This window comes from Calidifontimicrobium sp. SYSU G02091 (assembly GCF_022631395.1).
GTDB lineage: Bacteria > Pseudomonadota > Gammaproteobacteria > Burkholderiales > Burkholderiaceae_C > Calidifontimicrobium > Calidifontimicrobium sediminis.
Window position 1 is genome coordinate 74,532 of sequence record NZ_JALBGB010000004.1, and the last position, 18,710, is coordinate 93,241.

The 18,710-nt window shown below is 71.6% G+C and carries 17 protein-coding genes and 1 tRNA gene; 13 read left to right on the top strand and 5 right to left on the bottom strand.

Annotated elements, in window-relative coordinates:
- Positions 1 to 4: 4 nt before the first annotated feature.
- On the top strand, positions 5 to 1,855 hold the full coding sequence (gene ftsH / locus MOJ79_RS04180; protein WP_241922993.1) for an ATP-dependent zinc metalloprotease FtsH: 1,851 nt from the start codon (positions 5 to 7) through the stop codon (positions 1,853 to 1,855).
- On the opposite strand, the gene MOJ79_RS04185 is transcribed toward ftsH, so the two are convergent.
- The gene (locus MOJ79_RS04185; RefSeq protein WP_241922994.1) at positions 1,833 to 3,272 is read right to left on the bottom strand and encodes a sensor histidine kinase; all 1,440 of its coding nucleotides are present in this window, start codon (positions 3,270 to 3,272) and stop codon (positions 1,833 to 1,835) included. The genes ftsH and MOJ79_RS04185 overlap by 23 nt on opposite strands.
- On the bottom strand, positions 3,269 to 3,997 hold the full coding sequence (ompR, locus tag MOJ79_RS04190; protein ID WP_241923079.1) for an osmolarity response regulator transcription factor OmpR: 729 nt from the start codon (positions 3,995 to 3,997) through the stop codon (positions 3,269 to 3,271). Before ompR ends, MOJ79_RS04185 begins: the two co-directional genes overlap by 4 nt.
- 252 nt (positions 3,998 to 4,249) lie before the next feature.
- Here ompR and MOJ79_RS04195 point away from each other — a divergent pair, with 252 nt between their 5' ends.
- Positions 4,250 to 4,963, top strand: coding sequence for an SIMPL domain-containing protein (locus tag MOJ79_RS04195; RefSeq protein WP_241922995.1), 714 nt, complete (start codon positions 4,250 to 4,252; stop codon positions 4,961 to 4,963).
- Positions 4,964 to 4,981: 18 nt separating this feature from the next.
- Here MOJ79_RS04195 and MOJ79_RS04200 read toward each other — a convergent pair whose 3' ends face one another.
- The gene (locus MOJ79_RS04200; RefSeq protein WP_241922996.1) at positions 4,982 to 5,761 is read right to left on the bottom strand and encodes a 3-hydroxybutyrate dehydrogenase; all 780 of its coding nucleotides are present in this window, start codon (positions 5,759 to 5,761) and stop codon (positions 4,982 to 4,984) included.
- Positions 5,762 to 5,817: 56 nt separating this feature from the next.
- Between MOJ79_RS04200 and MOJ79_RS04205 the strand changes: the two genes are divergently transcribed.
- The 6 genes from MOJ79_RS04205 to MOJ79_RS04230 all read left to right on the top strand — a co-directional run bounded on the left by MOJ79_RS04205 (position 5,818) and on the right by MOJ79_RS04230 (position 12,369).
- Positions 5,818 to 6,696, top strand: a complete 879-nt coding sequence (locus tag MOJ79_RS04205; RefSeq protein WP_241922997.1) for an alpha/beta fold hydrolase — start codon at positions 5,818 to 5,820, stop codon at positions 6,694 to 6,696.
- Positions 6,693 to 8,936: a RelA/SpoT family protein gene (locus MOJ79_RS04210; RefSeq protein WP_241922998.1), complete on the top strand. Its 2,244-nt coding sequence runs from the start codon at positions 6,693 to 6,695 to the stop codon at positions 8,934 to 8,936. Before MOJ79_RS04205 ends, MOJ79_RS04210 begins: the two co-directional genes overlap by 4 nt.
- A 42-nt stretch (positions 8,937 to 8,978) precedes the next feature.
- A tRNA-Val gene (locus MOJ79_RS04215) sits at positions 8,979 to 9,055 on the top strand.
- Between the two features lie 128 nt (positions 9,056 to 9,183).
- Positions 9,184 to 9,762 (top strand): polyhydroxyalkanoate synthesis repressor PhaR, encoded by a 579-nt coding sequence (gene phaR, locus MOJ79_RS04220; RefSeq protein ID WP_241922999.1) that lies wholly within the window; start codon positions 9,184 to 9,186, stop codon positions 9,760 to 9,762.
- Positions 9,763 to 9,789: 27 nt separating this feature from the next.
- Complete coding sequence (gene rimO / locus MOJ79_RS04225; protein ID WP_241923000.1) at positions 9,790 to 11,184, top strand: 30S ribosomal protein S12 methylthiotransferase RimO; 1,395 nt, start codon at positions 9,790 to 9,792, stop codon at positions 11,182 to 11,184.
- A 12-nt stretch (positions 11,185 to 11,196) separates the two neighbouring features.
- Positions 11,197 to 12,369, top strand: coding sequence for a PLP-dependent transferase (locus MOJ79_RS04230; protein ID WP_241923001.1), 1,173 nt, complete (start codon positions 11,197 to 11,199; stop codon positions 12,367 to 12,369).
- Between the two features lie 8 nt (positions 12,370 to 12,377).
- Here MOJ79_RS04230 and smpB read toward each other — a convergent pair whose 3' ends face one another.
- Positions 12,378 to 12,830 (bottom strand): SsrA-binding protein SmpB, encoded by a 453-nt coding sequence (gene smpB, locus MOJ79_RS04235; RefSeq protein WP_119287659.1) that lies wholly within the window; start codon positions 12,828 to 12,830, stop codon positions 12,378 to 12,380.
- Between the two features lie 59 nt (positions 12,831 to 12,889).
- On the opposite strand from smpB, the gene MOJ79_RS04240 reads away from it, so the two are divergent.
- Together MOJ79_RS04240 and MOJ79_RS04245 are read left to right on the top strand one after the other, a co-directional pair.
- Positions 12,890 to 13,342 carry a type II toxin-antitoxin system RatA family toxin gene (locus tag MOJ79_RS04240; protein WP_241923002.1) on the top strand — a complete coding sequence of 151 codons (453 nt, stop codon included), beginning with the start codon at positions 12,890 to 12,892 and terminating at the stop codon, positions 13,340 to 13,342.
- Positions 13,332 to 13,631 (top strand): RnfH family protein, encoded by a 300-nt coding sequence (locus MOJ79_RS04245; RefSeq protein WP_241923003.1) that lies wholly within the window; start codon positions 13,332 to 13,334, stop codon positions 13,629 to 13,631. The genes MOJ79_RS04240 and MOJ79_RS04245 overlap by 11 nt, the downstream gene beginning before the upstream one ends.
- Before the next feature lie 25 nt (positions 13,632 to 13,656).
- Here the strand turns inward: MOJ79_RS04245 and MOJ79_RS04250 are convergent, their stop codons facing one another.
- Positions 13,657 to 14,190, bottom strand: a complete 534-nt coding sequence (locus tag MOJ79_RS04250; RefSeq protein ID WP_241923004.1) for a DUF4124 domain-containing protein — start codon at positions 14,188 to 14,190, stop codon at positions 13,657 to 13,659.
- A gap of 93 nt (positions 14,191 to 14,283) precedes the next feature.
- On the opposite strand from MOJ79_RS04250, the gene guaB reads away from it, so the two are divergent.
- The 3 genes from guaB (at position 14,284) to guaA (ending at position 18,698) form a co-directional block, all read left to right on the top strand.
- Positions 14,284 to 15,756 (top strand): IMP dehydrogenase, encoded by a 1,473-nt coding sequence (guaB, locus tag MOJ79_RS04255; protein ID WP_241923005.1) that lies wholly within the window; start codon positions 14,284 to 14,286, stop codon positions 15,754 to 15,756.
- 81 nt (positions 15,757 to 15,837) lie between these two features.
- Positions 15,838 to 17,100, top strand: coding sequence for an MFS transporter (locus MOJ79_RS04260; RefSeq protein WP_241923006.1), 1,263 nt, complete (start codon positions 15,838 to 15,840; stop codon positions 17,098 to 17,100).
- A 14-nt stretch (positions 17,101 to 17,114) separates the two neighbouring features.
- A complete protein-coding gene (guaA, locus tag MOJ79_RS04265; protein ID WP_241923007.1) occupies positions 17,115 to 18,698 on the top strand; it encodes a glutamine-hydrolyzing GMP synthase in 1,584 nt (527 codons plus the stop codon).
- Positions 18,699 to 18,710: the final 12 nt, after the last annotated feature.

Below are 18,710 nucleotides of genomic sequence, written 5' to 3' on the forward strand. Positions count from 1 at the left end.
CGCGATGAAGCCCGACCCGAAGACGCAGTGGAACGTCGGCTACTGGCTGCTCGCGCTGCTCGCGCTGCTGAGCCTGCAAAACCTCTGGCAGAGTGCCAGCACCGTCGAGGCGGTGCCGTACAGCCAGTTCGAGAAGGCGCTCGCCGAAGGGCGCGTGGCCGAAGTGATCGTCGGCGAGACGACGATCACCGGCCGGCTGAAGTCGCCCGACCCCGGTGGCAAGACGACGATCGTCGCCAACCGCGTCGAGCCGGACCTCGCGGCGCGGCTGTCGCAGTTCGACGTGCCGTACACGCGCGTCGTGCAGAGCACGCTGCTGCGCGACCTGCTGAGCTGGGTCGTGCCGGCGCTGGTGTTCTTCGGCCTGTGGTTCTTCGTGATCCGGCGCGTGATCGAGAAGCAGGGCATGGGCATGGGCGGCTTCATGAGCATCGGCAAGAGCCGCGCCAAGGTCTACGTCGAGAAGGACACCGGCGTTACGTTTGCCGACGTCGCCGGTGTCGACGAGGCGAAGGCCGAGCTGCAGGAGATCGTCGCGTTCCTGAAGGACCCGCAGGGCTATGGCCGGCTGGGCGCGCGCATGCCCAAGGGCGTGCTGCTCGTGGGGCCGCCGGGCACCGGCAAGACGCTGATCGCCAAGGCCGTGGCCGGCGAGGCGGGCGTGCCGTTCTTCAGCATCTCGGGCAGCGAGTTCGTCGAGATGTTCGTCGGCGTCGGCGCCGCGCGCGTGCGCGACCTGTTCGAGCAGGCGCGTGCGAAGGCGCCGGCGATCATCTTCATCGACGAGCTCGACGCCCTCGGCCGCGCGCGCGGTGCGGCCGGCCCGATCGGCGGCCACGACGAGCGCGAGCAGACGCTCAACCAGCTGCTCGTCGAGCTCGACGGGTTTGACAGCTCGAGCGGGCTCGTGCTGCTGGCGGCGACGAACCGGCCCGAGATCCTCGACCCGGCGCTGCTGCGCGCCGGGCGCTTCGACCGCCAGGTGCTCGTCGACCGGCCCGACAAGAGCGGACGCGTCGCGATCCTGAAGGTGCACAGCAGGAAGATCCGGCTCGCGCCCGACGTCGATCTCGAGCAGGTGGCGGCGCTGACCACGGGCTTTTCCGGCGCCGACCTCGCGAACCTGTGCAACGAGGCCGCCCTCGCGGCCACGCGCCGCGGCGCCGGCGAGGTGACGCTCGCCGACTTCACGGCGGCGATCGAGCGCATCGTCGCCGGCCTCGAGAAGAAGAACCGCGTCCTCAACGCGCGCGAGCGCGAAGTCGTGGCCTACCACGAGATGGGCCACGCACTCGTCGCGATGGCGCTGCCCGGCACCGACCCGGTGCACAAGGTGTCGATCATCCCGCGCGGGATCGGCGCGCTCGGCTACACGATCCAGCGTCCGACCGAGGACCGCTTCCTGATGACGCGCGAGGAACTCGAGCGCAAGATCATGGTGCTGCTCGGCGGCCGCGCGGCGGAGAAGCTCGTCTTCGGCCACCTGTCGACCGGCGCCGCCGACGACCTGGCCAAGGTCACCGACATCGCGCGTGACATGGTCACGCGCTATGGCATGGTCGAGGAGCTGGGCTACGTCGCGTACGAGGCGCAGCCGCCGCGCTTCCTCGACGTGCCGGCGATGTCGCAGGGCGGCTGCCCGCCGAGCCCGGCGACGCAGCAGCGCATCGACGAGGCGGTGCGCGCGATCGTGATGGGCGCCTTCGAGCGCGCGACCGCGATCCTGCGCGAGCACCGCGACGTGCTCGAGCGCTGCGCGCGCGAGCTGCTCGCGCGCGAGACGCTCGACGAGGCGGCGCTGCGCGCGCTGACGGCGCCGCTGCGCGCCGGCGCTACGTCACCCGCCGCAGCCTGAGACGCGCGACGAAGCCGCCGCCTTCGGCGTTGTCGACCTCGAGGCTGCCGCCCATGCGCTGCATCGCCTTGTCGACGATGGCCAGGCCGAGGCCGGCGCCGGTGGCCTCGGTGCGTGCGGCGTCGCCGCGGAAGAACGGCGTCGTCAGCTGCGGCAGCTTGTCGCGCGGCACCCCCGGGCCGTGGTCGCGCACGCTGACGACGACCCACGGGCCCTCGCGGTGGTACGTGACCTCGACGCGCGCGAACCCGTCGGGGCCGCGCGCGTAGCGGCGCGCGTTCTCGAACAGGTTGCCGAACACGCGGCCGAGCTCGGTCTCGTCGGCGAGCACCATCAGGTCGATCGCCAGCTTCGACGTGACTTTGACCTCGGAGGTCTCGCGCAGCGCGGCGATCTCGCGGTCCACCAGCGCCGACAGCGGCACCGGCTTGAGCTGCGTCTCGCCGGGGCGCGCGTAGTCCATGAACTTGTCGATGATCGCGTCGAGCTGGTCGATGTCGGCGGCCATGTTGCGCCGCGCCTCCTCGTCGGCGACGCTCATCTCGGTCTCCAGCCGCAGCCGCGCGAGCGGCGTGCGCAGGTCATGGCTGATGCCGGCGAGCATCACGGCGCGGTCTTCCTCGATGCGCGCGAGCTCGCGCGCCATGCGGTTGAAGCCCATGTTGACCTGGCGGATCTCGTGCGTCATCGTGTCCTCGTCGAGACGCGAGTCGTACTCGCCGTCGCGGATGCGGCTGGCGGCGAACGACAGGTCCTGCAGCGGCCGGTTGATCCAGCGCGCCACCGCGGCCGATGCGAGCAGCGTCGCTGCCAGCGCGATGCCCACCCACACGAAGTAGGTCGCCGGCGTCAGCGGCTGGATGCGCGCGGCGTCGGCGTGCAGCCAGTACGCGTCGTTCTCGATCGTGAAGCCGACCCACAGGCCGGGCTGGCCGTTGACGCTGCGCGCGAGGATCGAGTACTGCTCGAGCCGCGCGCGCAGCTCGTTGGCGACGCGGCGGGTGAAACGGTCGGTGGCGTAGGGCTCCCAGGTGTCGCCGGGCTCGCGCGGCATCACGCGGATCGCTTCCTCCTCGCTCATCGTCTTGACGACGGCGACGCGGTCGATCGGGTCGCTGTAGCGCAGCGCCGCGCGCGAGAGGTTGACCAGCGCGGCGATCTCGCGCGCGGCCTGCACCGCGCGCGGCTCGAGCTCGAGCTGGCGCAGCGTCAGCACCCACGCGAAGATGCCGCCGCCCAGCAGCAGCGCCAGCAGCAGGAAGGTGCGCGAGAACAGGCTCAGCGCGAACGGGCTGCGTCGCGCGACCGCCTGCGCGACGCGGCTCGGGAAGTCGGGGCGCGTCGGGCGCCACGCCGCCGACGATCGCCGGTCGCGTGCCTTCGGGTTCTCTCCGCGCTCGGCGGCAGGCCGGCTCACGCAGCGCCGTCGGGGACGAAGACGTAGCCCACGCCCCACACCGTCTGGATGTAGCGCGGCTGCGCCGGGTCGGGCTCGATCAGCTTGCGCAGCCGGCTGACCTGCACGTCGAGGCTGCGGTCGAACGGCTCGAACTCGCGCCCGCGCGCGAGCTGCGCGAGCTTGTCGCGCGACAGCGGCTGGCGCGGGTGGCGCACGAGCGCCTTGAGCATCGAGAACTCGCCGGTGGTCAGCGGGATCGTCTCGCCGTCCTTGGTCAGCTTGCGCAGCGACAGGTCGAACTCGAAGGGCCCGAACGTGACGACCTGCGGCTCCTTCGACGGCGCACCGGGCGCCTCGCTCGGCGGGCGGCGGCGCAGCACCGCGTTGATGCGCGCGAGCAGCTCGCGCGGGTTGAACGGCTTGGGCAGGTAGTCGTCGGCGCCGACCTCGAGGCCGACGATGCGGTCGACGTCCTCGACCTTCGCGGTCAGCATGATGATCGGGGTGCGGTCACTCGCCGCGCGCAGCCGCCGGCAGATGCTCAGCCCGTCTTCGCCGGGCAGCATCAGGTCGAGCACGATGAGGTCGAAGGTCTCGCGCGTGAGCAGCTTGTTCAGCGCCTTCGCGTCCTCGGCGAGCAGCACCTCGAAGCCCTCCTGCGTCAGGTAGCGCCGCAGCAGGTCGCGGATGCGCGCGTCGTCGTCGACGACGACGATGCGGTCGGGGCGGTGGGTGGCGGCCATGTTCATGGGCAGCTCCGAATTTGTAACAGTCGCATTGTGCGGGGGAGCGACAGCCGGCATCGCGGGCAACTGACGGCCTGTTACATCTATTTCGGGCCGTTCGCGGATCCCGGGGCGGTCAACGCAAATCCATCACGCCGCGCTATGGTGCGCAACGCGCTGCGGTGGCGGCGTCGTGGCGCCCTCGGCGGCTCGGGCCGGGTTCCGCGGGCCTGGCGCACCCGCCCACCGATTCCGACGAGGGTCCGTTCCATGCCTGCTTCGACGCGTGTCCTGCTGCCCGGCCTGCTGGCCGCCCTCGTCGCCACCGGCGCGGCTGCGCAGACGCCGCCGTCTGCGCCGCCACTGCAGGGCGTGCTGAACCTGACGGCCAGCGCCAGCGTCGAGGTGCCGCGCGACGTGCTCGTGCTGACCTTCGCCGCCACGCGCGACGGCGCCGAGCCGGCCGCGGTGCAGGCCGAGCTCAAGCGCGCGCTCGACGCCGCGCTCGCCGAGGCGCGCAAGGCGGCGCAGCCGGGGCAGATCGACGTGTCGACCGGCAACTTCACGCTCCACCCGCGCTACGCGCCCAAGGGCGGCATCGCCGGCTGGCAGGGCCGCGCCGAGATGGTCGTGCAGGGGCGCGACGTCGACGGCATCGGCCGCCTGGCCGGGCGCATCACGACGATGTCGGTGGCCGGCGTGGCGCAGCGGCTGTCGCGCGACGCGCAGCGGCGCGTCGAGGGCGAGGTCGTCGCGCAGGCGATCGAGCGCTTCCGCGCGCAGGCCGGCGACGTCGCGCGCCTGTTCGGCTATCAGGGCTACACGCTGCGCGAAGTCACGGTGAGCACCGGCAGCGACGGCGAGCGGCCGCTGCCGATGATGCGCGCCGAGGCGATGGCCGCGTCGGCCGACGCGCCGCTGCCCGTCGAGCCGGGCAAGGGCACCGTCACCGCGACGGTCAGCGGCTCGGTGCAGATGAAGTGACGCCGTACCGCGCAGCGGTCACTGCGCGAGCCAGCCGCCGTCGACGTTGAACGCTGCACCGCGGATGTTCGCGGCCGCGGGCGAGCACAGGAACACCGCGAGCTCGCCGAGCTGCTCGGGCGTCGTGAACTGCAGTGACGGCTGCTTCTCGCCGAGCAGGTCGCGCTGCGCCTGTGCCAGCGGGATGCCCTCGCGCGCGGCGCGGTCGTCGATCTGCTTTTGCACCAGTGGCGTCAGCACCCAGCCCGGGCAGATCGCGTTGACGGTGATGCCGGTGGTCGCAGTCTCGAGCGCGACGGCCTTCGTGAAGCCGACGATGCCGTGCTTCGACGCGACATAGGCCGACTTCTGCGCCGACGCGACCAGCCCGTGCACCGACGCGACGTTGATCACGCGTCCCCAGTCGCGCGCCTTCATGCCCGGCAGCGCCAGGCGCGTGGTGTGGAACGCCGAACTGAGGTTGATCGCGATGATCGCGTCCCACTTCTCGGGCGGGAAGTCCTCGACCGGCGCGACGTGCTGGATGCCGGCGTTGTTGACGAGCACGTCGACACCGCCGAACTCGGCCGCGGCCATCGCCATCATCGCTTCGATCTCGGCGGGGCGGCTCATGTCGGCGCCGTGGTAGCCGACGCGCGCACCGGGACGCGCTGCAGCCTGCACCGCGGCGCGCGCGGCGTCGACGTCGCCGAAGCCGTTGAGCACGAGGTTCGCGCCCTGGCGCGCCAGCGCCAGCGCGATGCCCAGCCCGATGCCGCTCGTCGAGCCCGTGACCAGCGCCGTTTTCCCTTGCAGCATGACGATGTCCTCCTGACGGTTGCTACCATCGATTATCGATGCCGACCCCTGCCGCGATGAACGAGCCGACCCTGCACCATGTTCAATGCCTCGATGCCCGCGGGCTGCACCGCATGGCGTACTGGCAGTGGGGCGACGCCGCGAACCCGCACGTCGTCGTCTGCGTGCACGGGCTCACGCGCCAGGGGCGCGACTTCGACGTGCTCGCGCGTGCGCTGTGCGACGACTTCCGCGTCGTCTGCCCCGACGTCGTCGGACGCGGTCGCTCCGACTGGCTCGCCGACCCGATGGGCTACGGCGTGCCGACCTACGTCGCCGACATGGTCACGCTGCTCGCGCGGCTGGATGCGGCCACCGTCGACTGGGTCGGCACGTCGATGGGCGGGCTGATCGGGCTGTCGCTGGCGTCGCTGACCGGCGGCGGGGGCAACCCGATCCGCCGGCTGGTGCTCAACGACGTCGGCCCGCGCATCGAGCCGGCGGCCGTCGCGCGCATCGGCAGCTACGTCGGCGTGCCGATGCGCTTCGCGAGCCTCGACGAGGCGGCCGAGCGGCTGCGGCAGATCGCCATCGGCTTCGGGCCGCACACGCGCGAGCAGTGGCTCGCGCTGACCGCGCCGCAGCTCAAGGACGACGGCCACGGCGGCTTCGTGCTGCACTACGACCCGGCAATCGCGGTGCCGCTGCGCGCGGCCACCCCCGAGATGGCCGCCGCCGGGGAGGCGGCGCTGTGGGCCGCCTACGACCGCATCACCGCGCGCACGCTGCTGCTGCGCGGCGCCGAGTCGGACCTGCTGTCGCGCGCGACGGCGCAGGCGATGACGCAGCGCGGCCCGAAGGCGGCGCTCGTCGAGTTCGCCGGCGTCGGCCACGCGCCGACGCTGGTGCCGCCGGACCAAGTGGCCGTCGTGCGCGACTTCCTGCGTTCGCGATGAAGACGCTGGCGTCGGCGGCCGACGTCGCGCCGATCGTGCGCATCGCCGACGTCGAGCAGGTCGCGGCGCCGCCCGACGACGCCGAGGGCGCCGGGGCGCTGCAGCGAGCGCGTGCGTTCGCCGAGCCGCTGCTGGCGCCGCAGGCGCTCGACACCGGCGAGAACGCGTGGGCGCACGCCGAGGGCGTCGCGGCGATCCTGCGCGCGATCGGCGCCGCGCCGTCGATGCAGGCGGCGGCCTACCTCGTCTACGCCGCCGACTATCTGCACCGGCCCGACGAGGTGATCGCCAAGTCGTTCGGCGCGTCGTACGCCGCGCTCGTGATCGCCACGCGGCGGCTGGTGCAGATCCAGCGCGCGGCGCGCGAGGCGCAGGTCGGCGCCGAGCAGCGGGCGCAGCAAACCGAGCGCGTGCGCAAGATGCTGCTCGCGTTCTCGCGCGACCTGCGCGTCGTGCTGCTGCGTCTGGCGTCGCGGCTGCAGACGCTGCGCTGGCACGCGCTGAGCAAGACGGCGTGCCCGCACGCGCTCGCGCTCGAGACGCAGCAGGTGTTCGCGCCGCTGGCCAACCGGCTCGGCATCTGGCAGATCAAGTGGGAGCTCGAGGACCTGGCGTTCCGCTTCCTGCAGCCCGACGAGTACCGGCGCATCGCCGCGCTGCTCGACGAGAAGCGCAGCGAGCGCGAGCGCCGGCTCGAGGCCTTCCGCGCGCAGCTGGCCGCCGAGCTCGCGCGCGCGGGCATCGCCGCGAGCGTGCAGGCCCGGCCGAAGCACATCTACAGCATCTGGAAGAAGATGCAGGGCAAGCGGCTGGACTTCGCGCAGGTGCTCGACCTGCGTGCGCTGCGCGTGCTGGTGGCCGACGTCGACACCTGCTACGCGGTGCTGGCGCTGGTGCACCAGCGCTACACGCCGGTCGAGGGCGAGTTCGACGACTACATCGCCAAGCCCAAGCCCAACGGCTACCAGTCGCTGCACACCGTCGTGCTCGACGACGACCGGCGGCCGGTGGAAGTGCAGATCCGCACGCACGCGATGCACGAGCACGCCGAGTACGGCGTCGCCGCGCACTGGGCCTACAAGGAGGCGGGCGCGCGCGGCTACGCCGGCGTCAGCGCGGCCGGCGCGTTCGAGGAGCGGGTGGCCGAGGCGCGCAAGGCCGTGCTGCGCCAGCTGCTGGCCTGGGAGCGCGACTACGCACAGGCCGCCGGCGACGCCGACGGCGGCGTGTTCGACGACCGCATCTACGTCTTCACGCCGCAGGCCGCGGTGGTCGAGCTGCCGGCCGGCGCGACGCCGGTGGACTTCGCGTACAGCCTGCACACCGAGCTCGGCCACCGCTGCCGCGGTGCGCGCGTCGACGGGCAGATGGTGCCGCTGAACACGCCGCTGGCCAACGGGCAGACGGTCGAGATCGTCGCCGCGAAGGAGGGCGGGCCGTCGCTCGACTGGCTCAACCCCGAACTCGGCTACCTCGCGAGCTCGCGCGCGAAGTCGAAGGTGCGCGCGTGGTTCAACGCGCTGGCGCAGCAGCAGACGATCGCGCGCGGGCGCGAGGCGGTCGAGAAGCTGCTGCAGCGCGAAGGGCGCACCGCGCTCAAGCTCGACGACCTCGCCGCACAGCTCGGCTTCAACAGCGCCGCGGCGCTGTTCGAAGTCGTCGGCAAGGACGAGTACTCGCTGCGCCACATCGAGCAGCTGCTGCGGCCGCCCGAACCCGCCCCCGCCGCCGACGAAGGCATCGCGCTCAAGCGCCCGCGCGCCGCCGAGGGCGGCACGCGCGGTGGCGTGCTGGTCGTGGGCGTCGACTCGCTGCTGACGTCGCTGGCGCGCTGCTGCCGTCCCGCGCCGCCCGATGCGATCGGCGGCTTCGTCACGCGCGGGCGCGGCGTCGCCGTGCACCGCGCCGACTGCCCGAACTTCCGCCACGTCGCGGCGCGCTCGCCGCAGCGCGTGATCCCCGTCGAGTGGGGCGCGCCGCGTTGCGCGCAGGAGGCGCTGTACCCCGTCGACGTGCTCGTCGAGGCGGCCGACCGGCCGGGGCTGCTGCGCGACATCTCGGAAGTGTTCGCGAAGGAGAAGATGAACGTCACCGGCGTGCACACGCAAAGCGTCAAGGACGGCCGCGGCGGCACCGCCTGGATGACGTTCACCGTCGAGGTCACCGACGCGTCGCGGCTGCAGCAGGTGCTCGGCCACGTGATGCGCGTCGGCGGTGTGAGGCAGGCGCGGCGGCGCTGAGCGCGAACGCGGCGCCGCTGTCGGCTATACTGCGCGGCTCGCAGGCGCGTAGCTCAGCTGGTTAGAGCACCACCTTGACATGGTGGGGGTCGTTGGTTCGAGTCCAATCGCGCCTACCAACACCCGACGACCCGGCCGCTGCCGGGTCGTTTCGTTTCGGCGTCGTCGCGCGAACGGCTGCGGGCGGGTCCCGAGCGGGAAAACCCGCCGCGGGGGGCCGCGAGGCGGCTCCTAGAATCGTGCGGTCATGGCCAAGAGTCGTACGTCGCCCGCAGCCACCGCGCCTTCCGCCAGCGAGTCCACCGGTGTGCGCGTGCTGAAGAAGTACCCCAACCGGCGCCTGTACGACACGCGCCACAGCAGCTACATCACGCTGGCCGACGTCAAGCAGATGGTGCTCGCCGGCGAGGACTTCGAGGTGCGCGACGCCAAGACCGGCGAGGACCTCACGCGCAGCATCCTGCTGCAGATCATCCTCGAGGAGGAGACGGCCGGCGTGCCGATGTTCTCGTCGCAGACGCTGGCGCAGATCATCCGCTTCTACGGCCACGCGATGCAGGGGATGATGGGCGCGTACCTCGAGAAGAACCTGCAGACCTTCGTCGAGCTGCAGAACCGTCTCGCCGAGCAGACCAAGGGCCTGTACGACCCGAAGAACTTCACGCCCGAGATGTGGACGCAGTTCCTCAGCGGCCAGGCACCGCTGATGCAGGGGCTGATGGGCAATTACCTCGAGCAGTCGAAGAACCTGTTCGTGCAGATGCAAAAGCAGATGCTCGAGCAGTCGGCGGCGATGTTCCCGGGGTTCCCGAGCAAGAAGACCTGAGGCGCGCCGCTGCGGGACAATCCCCGCATGAGTGCATCCCCCCCCGAGGCGCGCACGGCGCCGACGATCGGGTTCGTCAGCCTCGGCTGCCCGAAGGCGCTGACGGACTCCGAACTGATCCTCACGCGGCTGGCTGCCGAGGGCTACGCGACGAGCAAGACCTACGCCGGCGCCGACCTCGTGATCGTCAACACCTGCGGCTTCATCGACGACGCGGTCAGGGAGAGCCTCGACGCGATCGGCGAGGCGCTGGCCGACAACGGCCGCGTGATCGTCACTGGCTGCCTCGGCGCGCGCACCGGCGAGGGCGGCGAGAACCTGGTGCGGCAGGTGCACCCGAAGGTGCTCGCCGTCACCGGCCCGCACGCGACCGAGGAGGTCATGGACGCGGTGCACGCGTACGTGCCCAAGCCGCACGACCCGTTCGTCGACCTCGTGCCGCCTCACTTCGACAAGATCGGCGTCAAGCTGACGCCGAAGCACTACGCGTACCTGAAGATCAGCGAGGGCTGCAACCACCGCTGCACGTTCTGCATCATCCCGAGCATGCGCGGCGACCTGGTGTCGCGCCCGATCGGCGACGTGCTCGGCGAGGCGAAGCGGCTGTTCGACGCCGGCGTCAAGGAACTGCTCGTCGTCAGCCAGGACACCAGCGCCTACGGCGTCGACGTCAAATACCGCACCGGCTTCTGGGACGGACGGCCGGTGCGCACGCGGCTGCTCGACCTGTGCGAGAAGCTCGGCGAGCTGGCCGAGCCGCACGGCGCGTGGGTGCGGCTGCACTACGTCTATCCATACCCGCACGTCGACGAGGTGCTGCCGCTGATGGCCGCCGGGCGCATCCTGCCGTACCTCGACGTGCCGTTCCAGCACTCGCACCCCGACGTGCTGCGGCGCATGAAGCGCCCGGCCAGCGGCGAGAAGAACCTTGAGCGCATCGCGCGCTGGCGCGAGATCTGCCCCGAGCTCGTGATCCGCAGCACCTTCATCGCCGGATTCCCGGGCGAGACCGAGGCCGAGTTCGAGCACCTGCTGCAGTTCGTGCGCGAGGCAGGCATCGACCGCGCCGGCTGCTTCGCGTATTCGCCGGTGGCCGGTGCCGCGGCCAACGAGCTGCCGGGCCAGCTGCCGGCAGAGGTGCGCGAGGAGCGCCGCGCGCGCTTCATGGCGGTGGCCGAGCAGGTCTCGGTCGCGCGGCTGCAGCGCCGCGTCGGCGCGACGATGCAGGTGCTCGTCGACCACGCGCCGGCGCTCGGCCGCCGCGGCGGCGTCGGGCGCACTTACGCCGACGCGCCCGAGATCGACGGCACGGTGCGGCTGCTGCCGCCGACCAAGGCGTCGACGGTGCTGAAGGTCGGCGAATTCGCGCGCGCGCGCATCGTCGGCGTCGAGGGCCACGACCTCGTCGGCCAGCCCGTGTGAGCAAGCACGCCGATGGACGACGTCACACGCCTGATCCACCACCCGTACCGCGCGCCCGCCGGCTTCGACGCCGTGCCGCCGGCGGTGCACAAGGCGTCGACGGTGATGTTCCCGAACGTCGCCGCGCTGCGCGCGCGCGACTGGCGCAGCAAGGCCGGCTACACCTACGGCCTGCACGGCACGCCGACGACGTTCACGCTCGAGGAGCGCATCGCCGCGCTCGAGGGCGGCCGCCACTGCGTGCTCGCGCCGTCGGGGCTCGCCGCGATCGCGCTGGTCGACCTCGCGCTGCTGCGCGCCGGCGACGAGCTGCTGCTGCCCGACAACGTCTACGGCCCGTCGAAGGACCTCGCGCGCTCGCTGCTCGAGGGCTTCGGCATCGCGCACCGGCTGTACGACCCGCTCGACGCCGACGCGCTCGACGCGATGGTCGGCCCCCACACCAAGCTGCTGTGGATCGAGGCCGCCGGCTCGGTGACGATGGAGTTTCCCGACGTGCGCGCGCTCGTGCGCGTCGCGCGCCGCCACGGGCTGACGGTCGCGCTCGACAACACCTGGGGCGCCGGGCTGGCCTTCCACCCGTTCGACCTCGGCGACGGGCTGGCGGTGGACCTGAGCATGCATGCGCTGACGAAATACCCGTCGGGCGGCGCCGACGTGCTGATGGGCGCGGTGACGACCGTCGACGACGCGCTGCACGAACGCGTGCTGCTCACGCACATGCGGCTGGGGCTCGGCGTGGGCGCCAACGACGCCGAGGCGATCCTGCGGTCGCTGCCGACGATCGCGCTGCGCTACGACGCGCAGGACGCGGCCGCGCGCGAACTCGCCACATGGCTGCAGAGGCAGCCGGGCATCGCGCGCGTGCTGCACCCGGCGCTGCCCGGCTCGCCGGGGCACGCGCACTGGGCCGCGCTGTGCACGCGCGCCGCCGGCCTGTTCTCGGTGCTGTTCGACCCGGCGATCGAGCCTGCGCACGTCGATGCCTTCGTCGATGCGCTGAAGCTGTTTCGCATCGGCTACTCGTGGGGCGGGCCGGTGAGCCTGGCGGTGCCGTACGACCTGTCGGCGATGCGCCGCGACCGCTCGGCGCTGCCGGGCGCGCTGGTGCGCTTGTCGATCGGCTTCGAGGCCGTCGACGACTTGAAGGCCGACCTCGCGCAGGCTCTGGCGGCGATCGGTTGAGCTTTGCGTCAGCGCGTGCGCCGCTTGAGCGCGCGCTCGATTTCGCGCTTGCCCTCGCGCTCCTTGATCGAGTCGCGCTTGTCGTGCTCGGCCTTGCCCTTGGCCAGCGCGATGTCGACCTTCACGCGCCCGCCCTTGTAGTGCAGGTTCAGCGGCACGAGCGTGTAGCCGCGCTGCTCGACCTTGCCGATCAGCCGGCGGATCTCGGCCTTGTGCATCAGCAGCTTCTTCGTGCGGTCGGCCTCGGGGCGCACGTGCGTCGACGCGGTGCGCAGCGCGTTGATGCGGCAGCCGATCAGCGACAGCTCGCCGTCGCGGATCACGACGTAGCCGTCGGTGAGCTGCACCTGGCCGGCGCGGATCGCCTTGACCTCCCAGCCCTCGAGCACGATGCCGGCCTCGAACCGCTCTTCGATGTGGTAGTCGAACCGCGCGCGGCGGTTCTCGGCAATGGCAGTCATCGCATCCAGCTGGGGGCGCCGGGTGAGAAGGCAAGCGCCGCCTAAAATTTGGGCATTCTATGAAGCACGTCAAGAAGTCCGTCTTGCTGTGGTACTCGCCACACGAGATGTACGAGCTGGTCACCGGCGTCGAGCAGTACCCGCAGTTCCTGCCGTGGTGCGAGCGCGCCGAGGTGCTCGAGGCGCACGACGCGGGCATGACGGCGCGGCTGAGCCTGGCGTATGCCGGCGTGCGTCATGCCTTCACGACGCGCAACGTGCACCGGCCGGGCGAGCAGGTCGTGATGCAGCTCGTCGACGGGCCGTTCTCGCTGCTCGACGGCACGTGGCAGTTCGTGCCGCTGGGCCGGCCCGGCGGCGAGGCGCAAGCCTGCAAGGTCGAGTTCGACCTGCGCTACGCCTTTTCGAGCAAGCCGCTCGAAGCGGTGTTGAGCCCGGTGTTCGACCGCGTCGCCAACACGTTCGTCGACTCGTTCGTGCGGCGCGCCGGGCAGGTCTACGGTGAGCGCTGAGCCGCTGCGCGTCGAGGTCGTCTACAGCCCGGCGCCGCGCACCGTGCGCCGCAGCCGGCTCGAGATGGCGCCGGGCAGCACGGTGGCCGACGCCGTGCGTGCCAGCGGCGTGCTCGGCGACGCGGCCCCGGCCGACCTGGCGTTTTCCGTGTGGGGGCGGCTGGCCAGCGCCGACCAGCCGCTGCGCGACCGCGACCGTGTCGAGGTGTGCCGCCCGCTGACGGTCGACCCGAAAGAGGCGCGTCGGCTGCGCTACAAGGGCAAGACGGGCCGGCGCGGCAGCGGCTGACGTCGGCCCAGCCTGCGCCGCAGTGTCAGCGGCAGTCGCTGGCGATCACCTGGCGCGCGCGCTGCATCTCGGAGGCTCGCTCCTTGTCGTCGATGACGATGCGCTCGCCCTTGTCGTTGACGCGCGCCATGCGCATGCCGCTCTCGAGCTGCCTCAGGTGCGCGCGGGCGCGGTCGCAGTTCTCGGCGCGCTGCTGCGCGAGCCTGGCCTCTTCCTGCTTCTGCCGCGCGAGCTGCTCCTGCTCGGCGGCTTTGCGGCGGGCCTCGAGTTCGGGGTCGACGCGCGGCTTGGCCTCGGCCGGCGGCGCGGCGGGCGCGGCCGCGTCGTCGCCTTCGGGCGCCGGGGCAGGGGGCGGCGCCGGCCGCGAGGCGGTGGCCGGACGCTGCAGCACGTCCTTGTCGGCGATGTCGCGCGGCGGTGGCAAGTCGCTCACGTGGATCTGGCCGCTGCGGTCGCGCCATTTCCACTGCGCCTGGGCGTCGCCGGCGGCGACGAAGGCCAGCAGCGCCGCCAGGATCGGCACGCCGAGACGGACAGGGGCGAACGAAGACATCGGCATGAACCCAGTGTAGCCACGCGCTCGCCGGCGGCGTGTGCAGAAGTAGCCGGCGGGGGCCTTCCTATAATTCGGTTTTGCGTCAGGAGCCTTCCCATGCGCCTACTCGGCAAAGCGCTCACGTTCGACGACGTGCTGCTGGTGCCGGCCTTCTCACAGGTGTTACCGCGTGACACCAGCCTGGCCACCCGTTTGACGCGGCACATCTCGCTGAACCTGCCGCTGGTCTCGGCGGCGATGGACACCGTGACCGAGTCGCGGCTCGCGATCGCGATCGCCCAGGAGGGCGGCATCGGCATCGTGCACAAGAACCTGCCGCCGACCGTGCAGGCCGCCGAGGTGGCCAAGGTCAAGCGCTACGAGAGCGGCGTGCTGCGCGACCCGATCACGATCGGACCCGACAAGACGGTGCGCCAGGTCAAGGCGCTGGCCGAGCAGCACGGCATCTCGGGCTTCCCGGTGATCGAGGACGGCAAGGTGGTCGGCATCGTCACCGGCCGTGACCTGCGCTTCGAGACGCGCATGGACGCGCCGGTGCGCGAGATCATGACGCCGCGCGAACGCCTGGTGACGGTGCGCGAGGGCGCCAGCCTCGAGGAGGGCAAGGCGCTGATGCACAAGCATCGCCTCGAGCGCGTGCTCGTCGTCAACGACCAGTTCGAGCTGCGCGGGCTGATGACCGTCAAGGACATCACGAAGCAGACCAACTTCCCGAACGCGGCGCGCGACGCGCAGGGCAAGCTGCGCGTCGGCGCGGCGGTGGGCGTCGGCGAAGGCACCGAGGAGCGCGTCGAGCTGCTCGTGCGCGCCGGCGTCGACGTGCTCGTCGTCGACACCGCGCACGGTCACAGCGCCGGCGTGATCGAGCGCGTGCGCTGGATCAAGCGCAACTTCCCGCAGGTCGACGTGATCGGCGGCAACATCGCCACCGGCGCGGCGGCGCTCGCGCTGTGCGAGGCCGGCGCCGACGGCGTCAAGGTCGGCATCGGGCCGGGGTCGATCTGCACGACGCGGATCGTGGCCGGCGTCGGCGTGCCGCAGATCACCGCGATCGACAACGTCGCGACCGCGCTGCGCGGCAGCGGCGTGCCGCTGATCGCCGACGGCGGCATCCGCTACTCGGGCGACATCGCGAAGGCGATCGCCGCCGGCGCGAGCAGCGTGATGATGGGCGGCATGTTCGCCGGCACCGAGGAGGCGCCGGGCGAGGTGATCCTCTACCAGGGCCGCAGCTACAAGAGCTACCGCGGCATGGGCTCGATCGGCGCGATGAAGGCCGGCAGCGCCGACCGCTATTTCCAGGAGAACGACGAGGCCGCCAACCCCAACGCCGACAAGCTCGTGCCCGAGGGCATCGAGGGCCGCGTGCCGTACAAGGGGTCGGTGGTCAACATCATCTTCCAGATGGCCGGCGGGCTGCGCGCCGCGATGGGCTACTGCGGCTGCGCGAACATCGAGCAGATGCACCAGAAGGCCGAGTTCGTCGAGATCACCGCGGCCGGCATCCGCGAGAGCCACGTCCACGACGTGCAGATCACGAAGGAAGCGCCGAACTACCGCCTCGAGTGAGGCGATGCGCGCCGTGACGACCCGCGACGCCACGTCCCGCCGCGTCAGATCCGTCGCCGCCGGCTGCCGGTGGCCCGCGCCATGGCCGCGGTGAGCGGGCCGGTGCCGCGCGCTGCGCGCGCGCCGGCGATGCCGTTCATCCTCGTCGCGGTGCTGATCGACATGGTGTCGGTCGGCCTGATCATCCCGGTGCTGCCGGCGCTGGTGGGCACCTTCACCGGCAGCCAGGCCGACCAGGCGTTCTGGTACGGCGCGGTCGCGTTCGCGTTCGGCGTCGCGAGCTTCCTGTCGGGGCCCGTGCTCGGCGGCCTGTCGGACCGTTTCGGGCGACGGCCGGTGCTGCTGCTGGGCTTCGCGGGGCTGGCGCTGAACTTCTACGCCACCGCGCTCGCGTCGGCGCTGTGGGTCATCGTGCTCGCGCGCCTGTTCGGCGGCGCGATGCAGACCAACATCGCGGTCGCGCATGCCTACGTCGCCGACATCACCGAGCCGGCACAGCGCGCGCGCCGCTTCGGGCTGCTGGGCGCGATGTTCGGCATCGGCTACACGCTCGGTCCGGTGATCGGCGGTGTGCTCGGCAGCATCGACCTGCACCTGCCGTTCTGGGTCGCGGGCACGCTCGCGCTGGCCAACACGCTGTACGGCGCGTTCGTGCTGCCCGAGTCGCTGCCGCACGACAGGCGCCAGCCGTTCGACTGGAAGCGCGCCAACCCGGTGGCCGGTTTCAGGGCGCTCGCGCAGCTGCGCGGCGTCGGACCGCTGGTGTGGGTCATCGCGCTGGCGGGCCTCGCGCAGTTCACGATGCACATGAGCTGGGTGCTCTACACGACGTTCAAGTTCGGCTGGGGGCCGAAGGAGAACGGCTGGTCGCTGTTCGCGGTCGGCGTGATGGCGGCCATCGTCCAGGGCGGGCTGATGAAACGTCTGCTCGAGCGCTTCTCGCCGCGGCGCCTGGCCGCGCTCGGGCTCGTGTCGTCGACGCTGTGCTACCTCGCGTGGGGGCTGGCCACCGAGGGCTGGATGATGATCGCCATCATCGTGCTCAACCTGTTCGGCTTCACGACGGTGGTCGCGATCCAGAGCCTGATGTCCAACGCCGCCGGCGAGCACGAGCAGGGACGCACGATGGGCTCGATCGCGTCGCTCAACAGCCTGATGGGGGTGGCCGCACCGGTGATTGCCGCGGCGCTGCTCGGCGCGGTGTCGCACCGCCCGCCAGGCGACGTGTGGATCGGGCTGCCGTTCTTCTTCTGCGCCGTGCTGCAGGGCATGGCCACCGTGGTGGCGATCCGCCACTTCCAGCGCGACCGCGCGTCGAATGCCGCCGCCCCGGCGGCGCCTTGAGGCCATCGCCGCCCATGCACGACAAGATCCTGATCCTCGACTTCGGCTCGCAGGTCACGCAGCTGATCGCACGCCGCGTGCGCGAGGCGCACGTGTACTGCGAGATCCACCCGAACGACGTCGGCGACGACTTCATCCGCGCGTTCGCGCCGAAGGGCATCATCCTGTCGGGCAGCCACGGCAGCACCTACGAGGACCACCAGCTGCGCGCCCCGCAGGCGGTGTGGGAGCTCGGCGTGCCGGTGCTCGGCATCTGCTACGGCATGCAGACGATGGCCGCGCAGCTCGGCGGCACCGTCGAGTGGAGCGACCAGCGCGAGTTCGGCTACGCCGAGGTGCGCGCGCGCGGCCACACGAAGCTGCTCGACGGCCTCGAGGACTTCCGCACCCCCGAAGGCCACGGGATGCTGAAGGTGTGGATGAGCCACGGCGACAAGGTCACCGAGATGCCGCCGGGGTTCAAGCTGATGGCGTCCACCCCGAGCTGCCCGATCGCCGGCATGGCCGACGAGACGCGCGGTTACTACGGCGTGCAATTCCACCCCGAGGTCACGCACACGGTGCAGGGGCGCGCGCTGCTCGAACGCTTCGTGCTGCAGATCTGCGGCGCCAAGCCCGACTGGATCATGCGCGACCACATCGCCGAAGCCGTCGAGGCCATCCGCGCACAGGTCGGCGACGAGGAGGTCATCCTCGGCCTGTCGGGCGGGGTCGACTCGAGCGTGGCCGCCGCGCTGATCCACCGCGCGATCGGCGACCAGCTGACCTGCGTCTTCGTCGACCACGGGCTGCTGCGCCTGAACGAGGCGCAGATGGTGATGGACATGTTCGTCGGCCGCCTGCACGCGAAGGTCGTGCACGTCGACGCGAGCGCGCAGTTCCTCGGCAAGCTCGCCGGCGTGGCCGACCCCGAGGCCAAGCGCAAGATCATCGGCGCCGAGTTCGTCGAGGTCTTCCAGCGCGAGGCCGCCAAGCTCGCCAACGCGAAGTGGCTCGCGCAGGGCACGATCTACCCCGACGTCATCGAGAGCGGCGGCGCGAAGACGAAAAAGGCCACGACGATCAAGAGCCACCACAACGTCGGCGGGCTGCCGCAGACGCTCGGCCTGAAGCTGCTCGAGCCGCTGCGCGACCTGTTCAAGGACGAGGTGCGCGAGCTCGGCGTCGCGCTCGGGCTGCCGGCCGAGATGGTCTACCGGCACCCGTTCCCGGGCCCGGGGCTGGGCGTGCGCATCCTCGGCGAGGTGAAGAAGGAGTACGCCGACTTGCTGCGCCGCGCCGACGCGATCTTCATCGACGAGCTGCGCGCGTGGACCGACGAGGCCACCGGCAAGAGCTGGTACGACCTGACGAGTCAGGCCTTCGCCGTGTTCCTGCCGGTCAAGTCGGTCGGCGTGATGGGCGACGGCCGCACCTACGACCACGTCGTCGCGCTGCGCGCGGTGCACACCAGCGACTTCATGACCGCCGACTGGGCCGAGTTGCCGTATGCACTGCTGAAGAAGGTCTCGAGCCGCATCATCAACGAAGTCCGCGGCATCAACCGCGTCGTCTACGACGTCAGCTCGAAGCCGCCGGCGACGATCGAGTGGGAGTGATCCAGACTCACG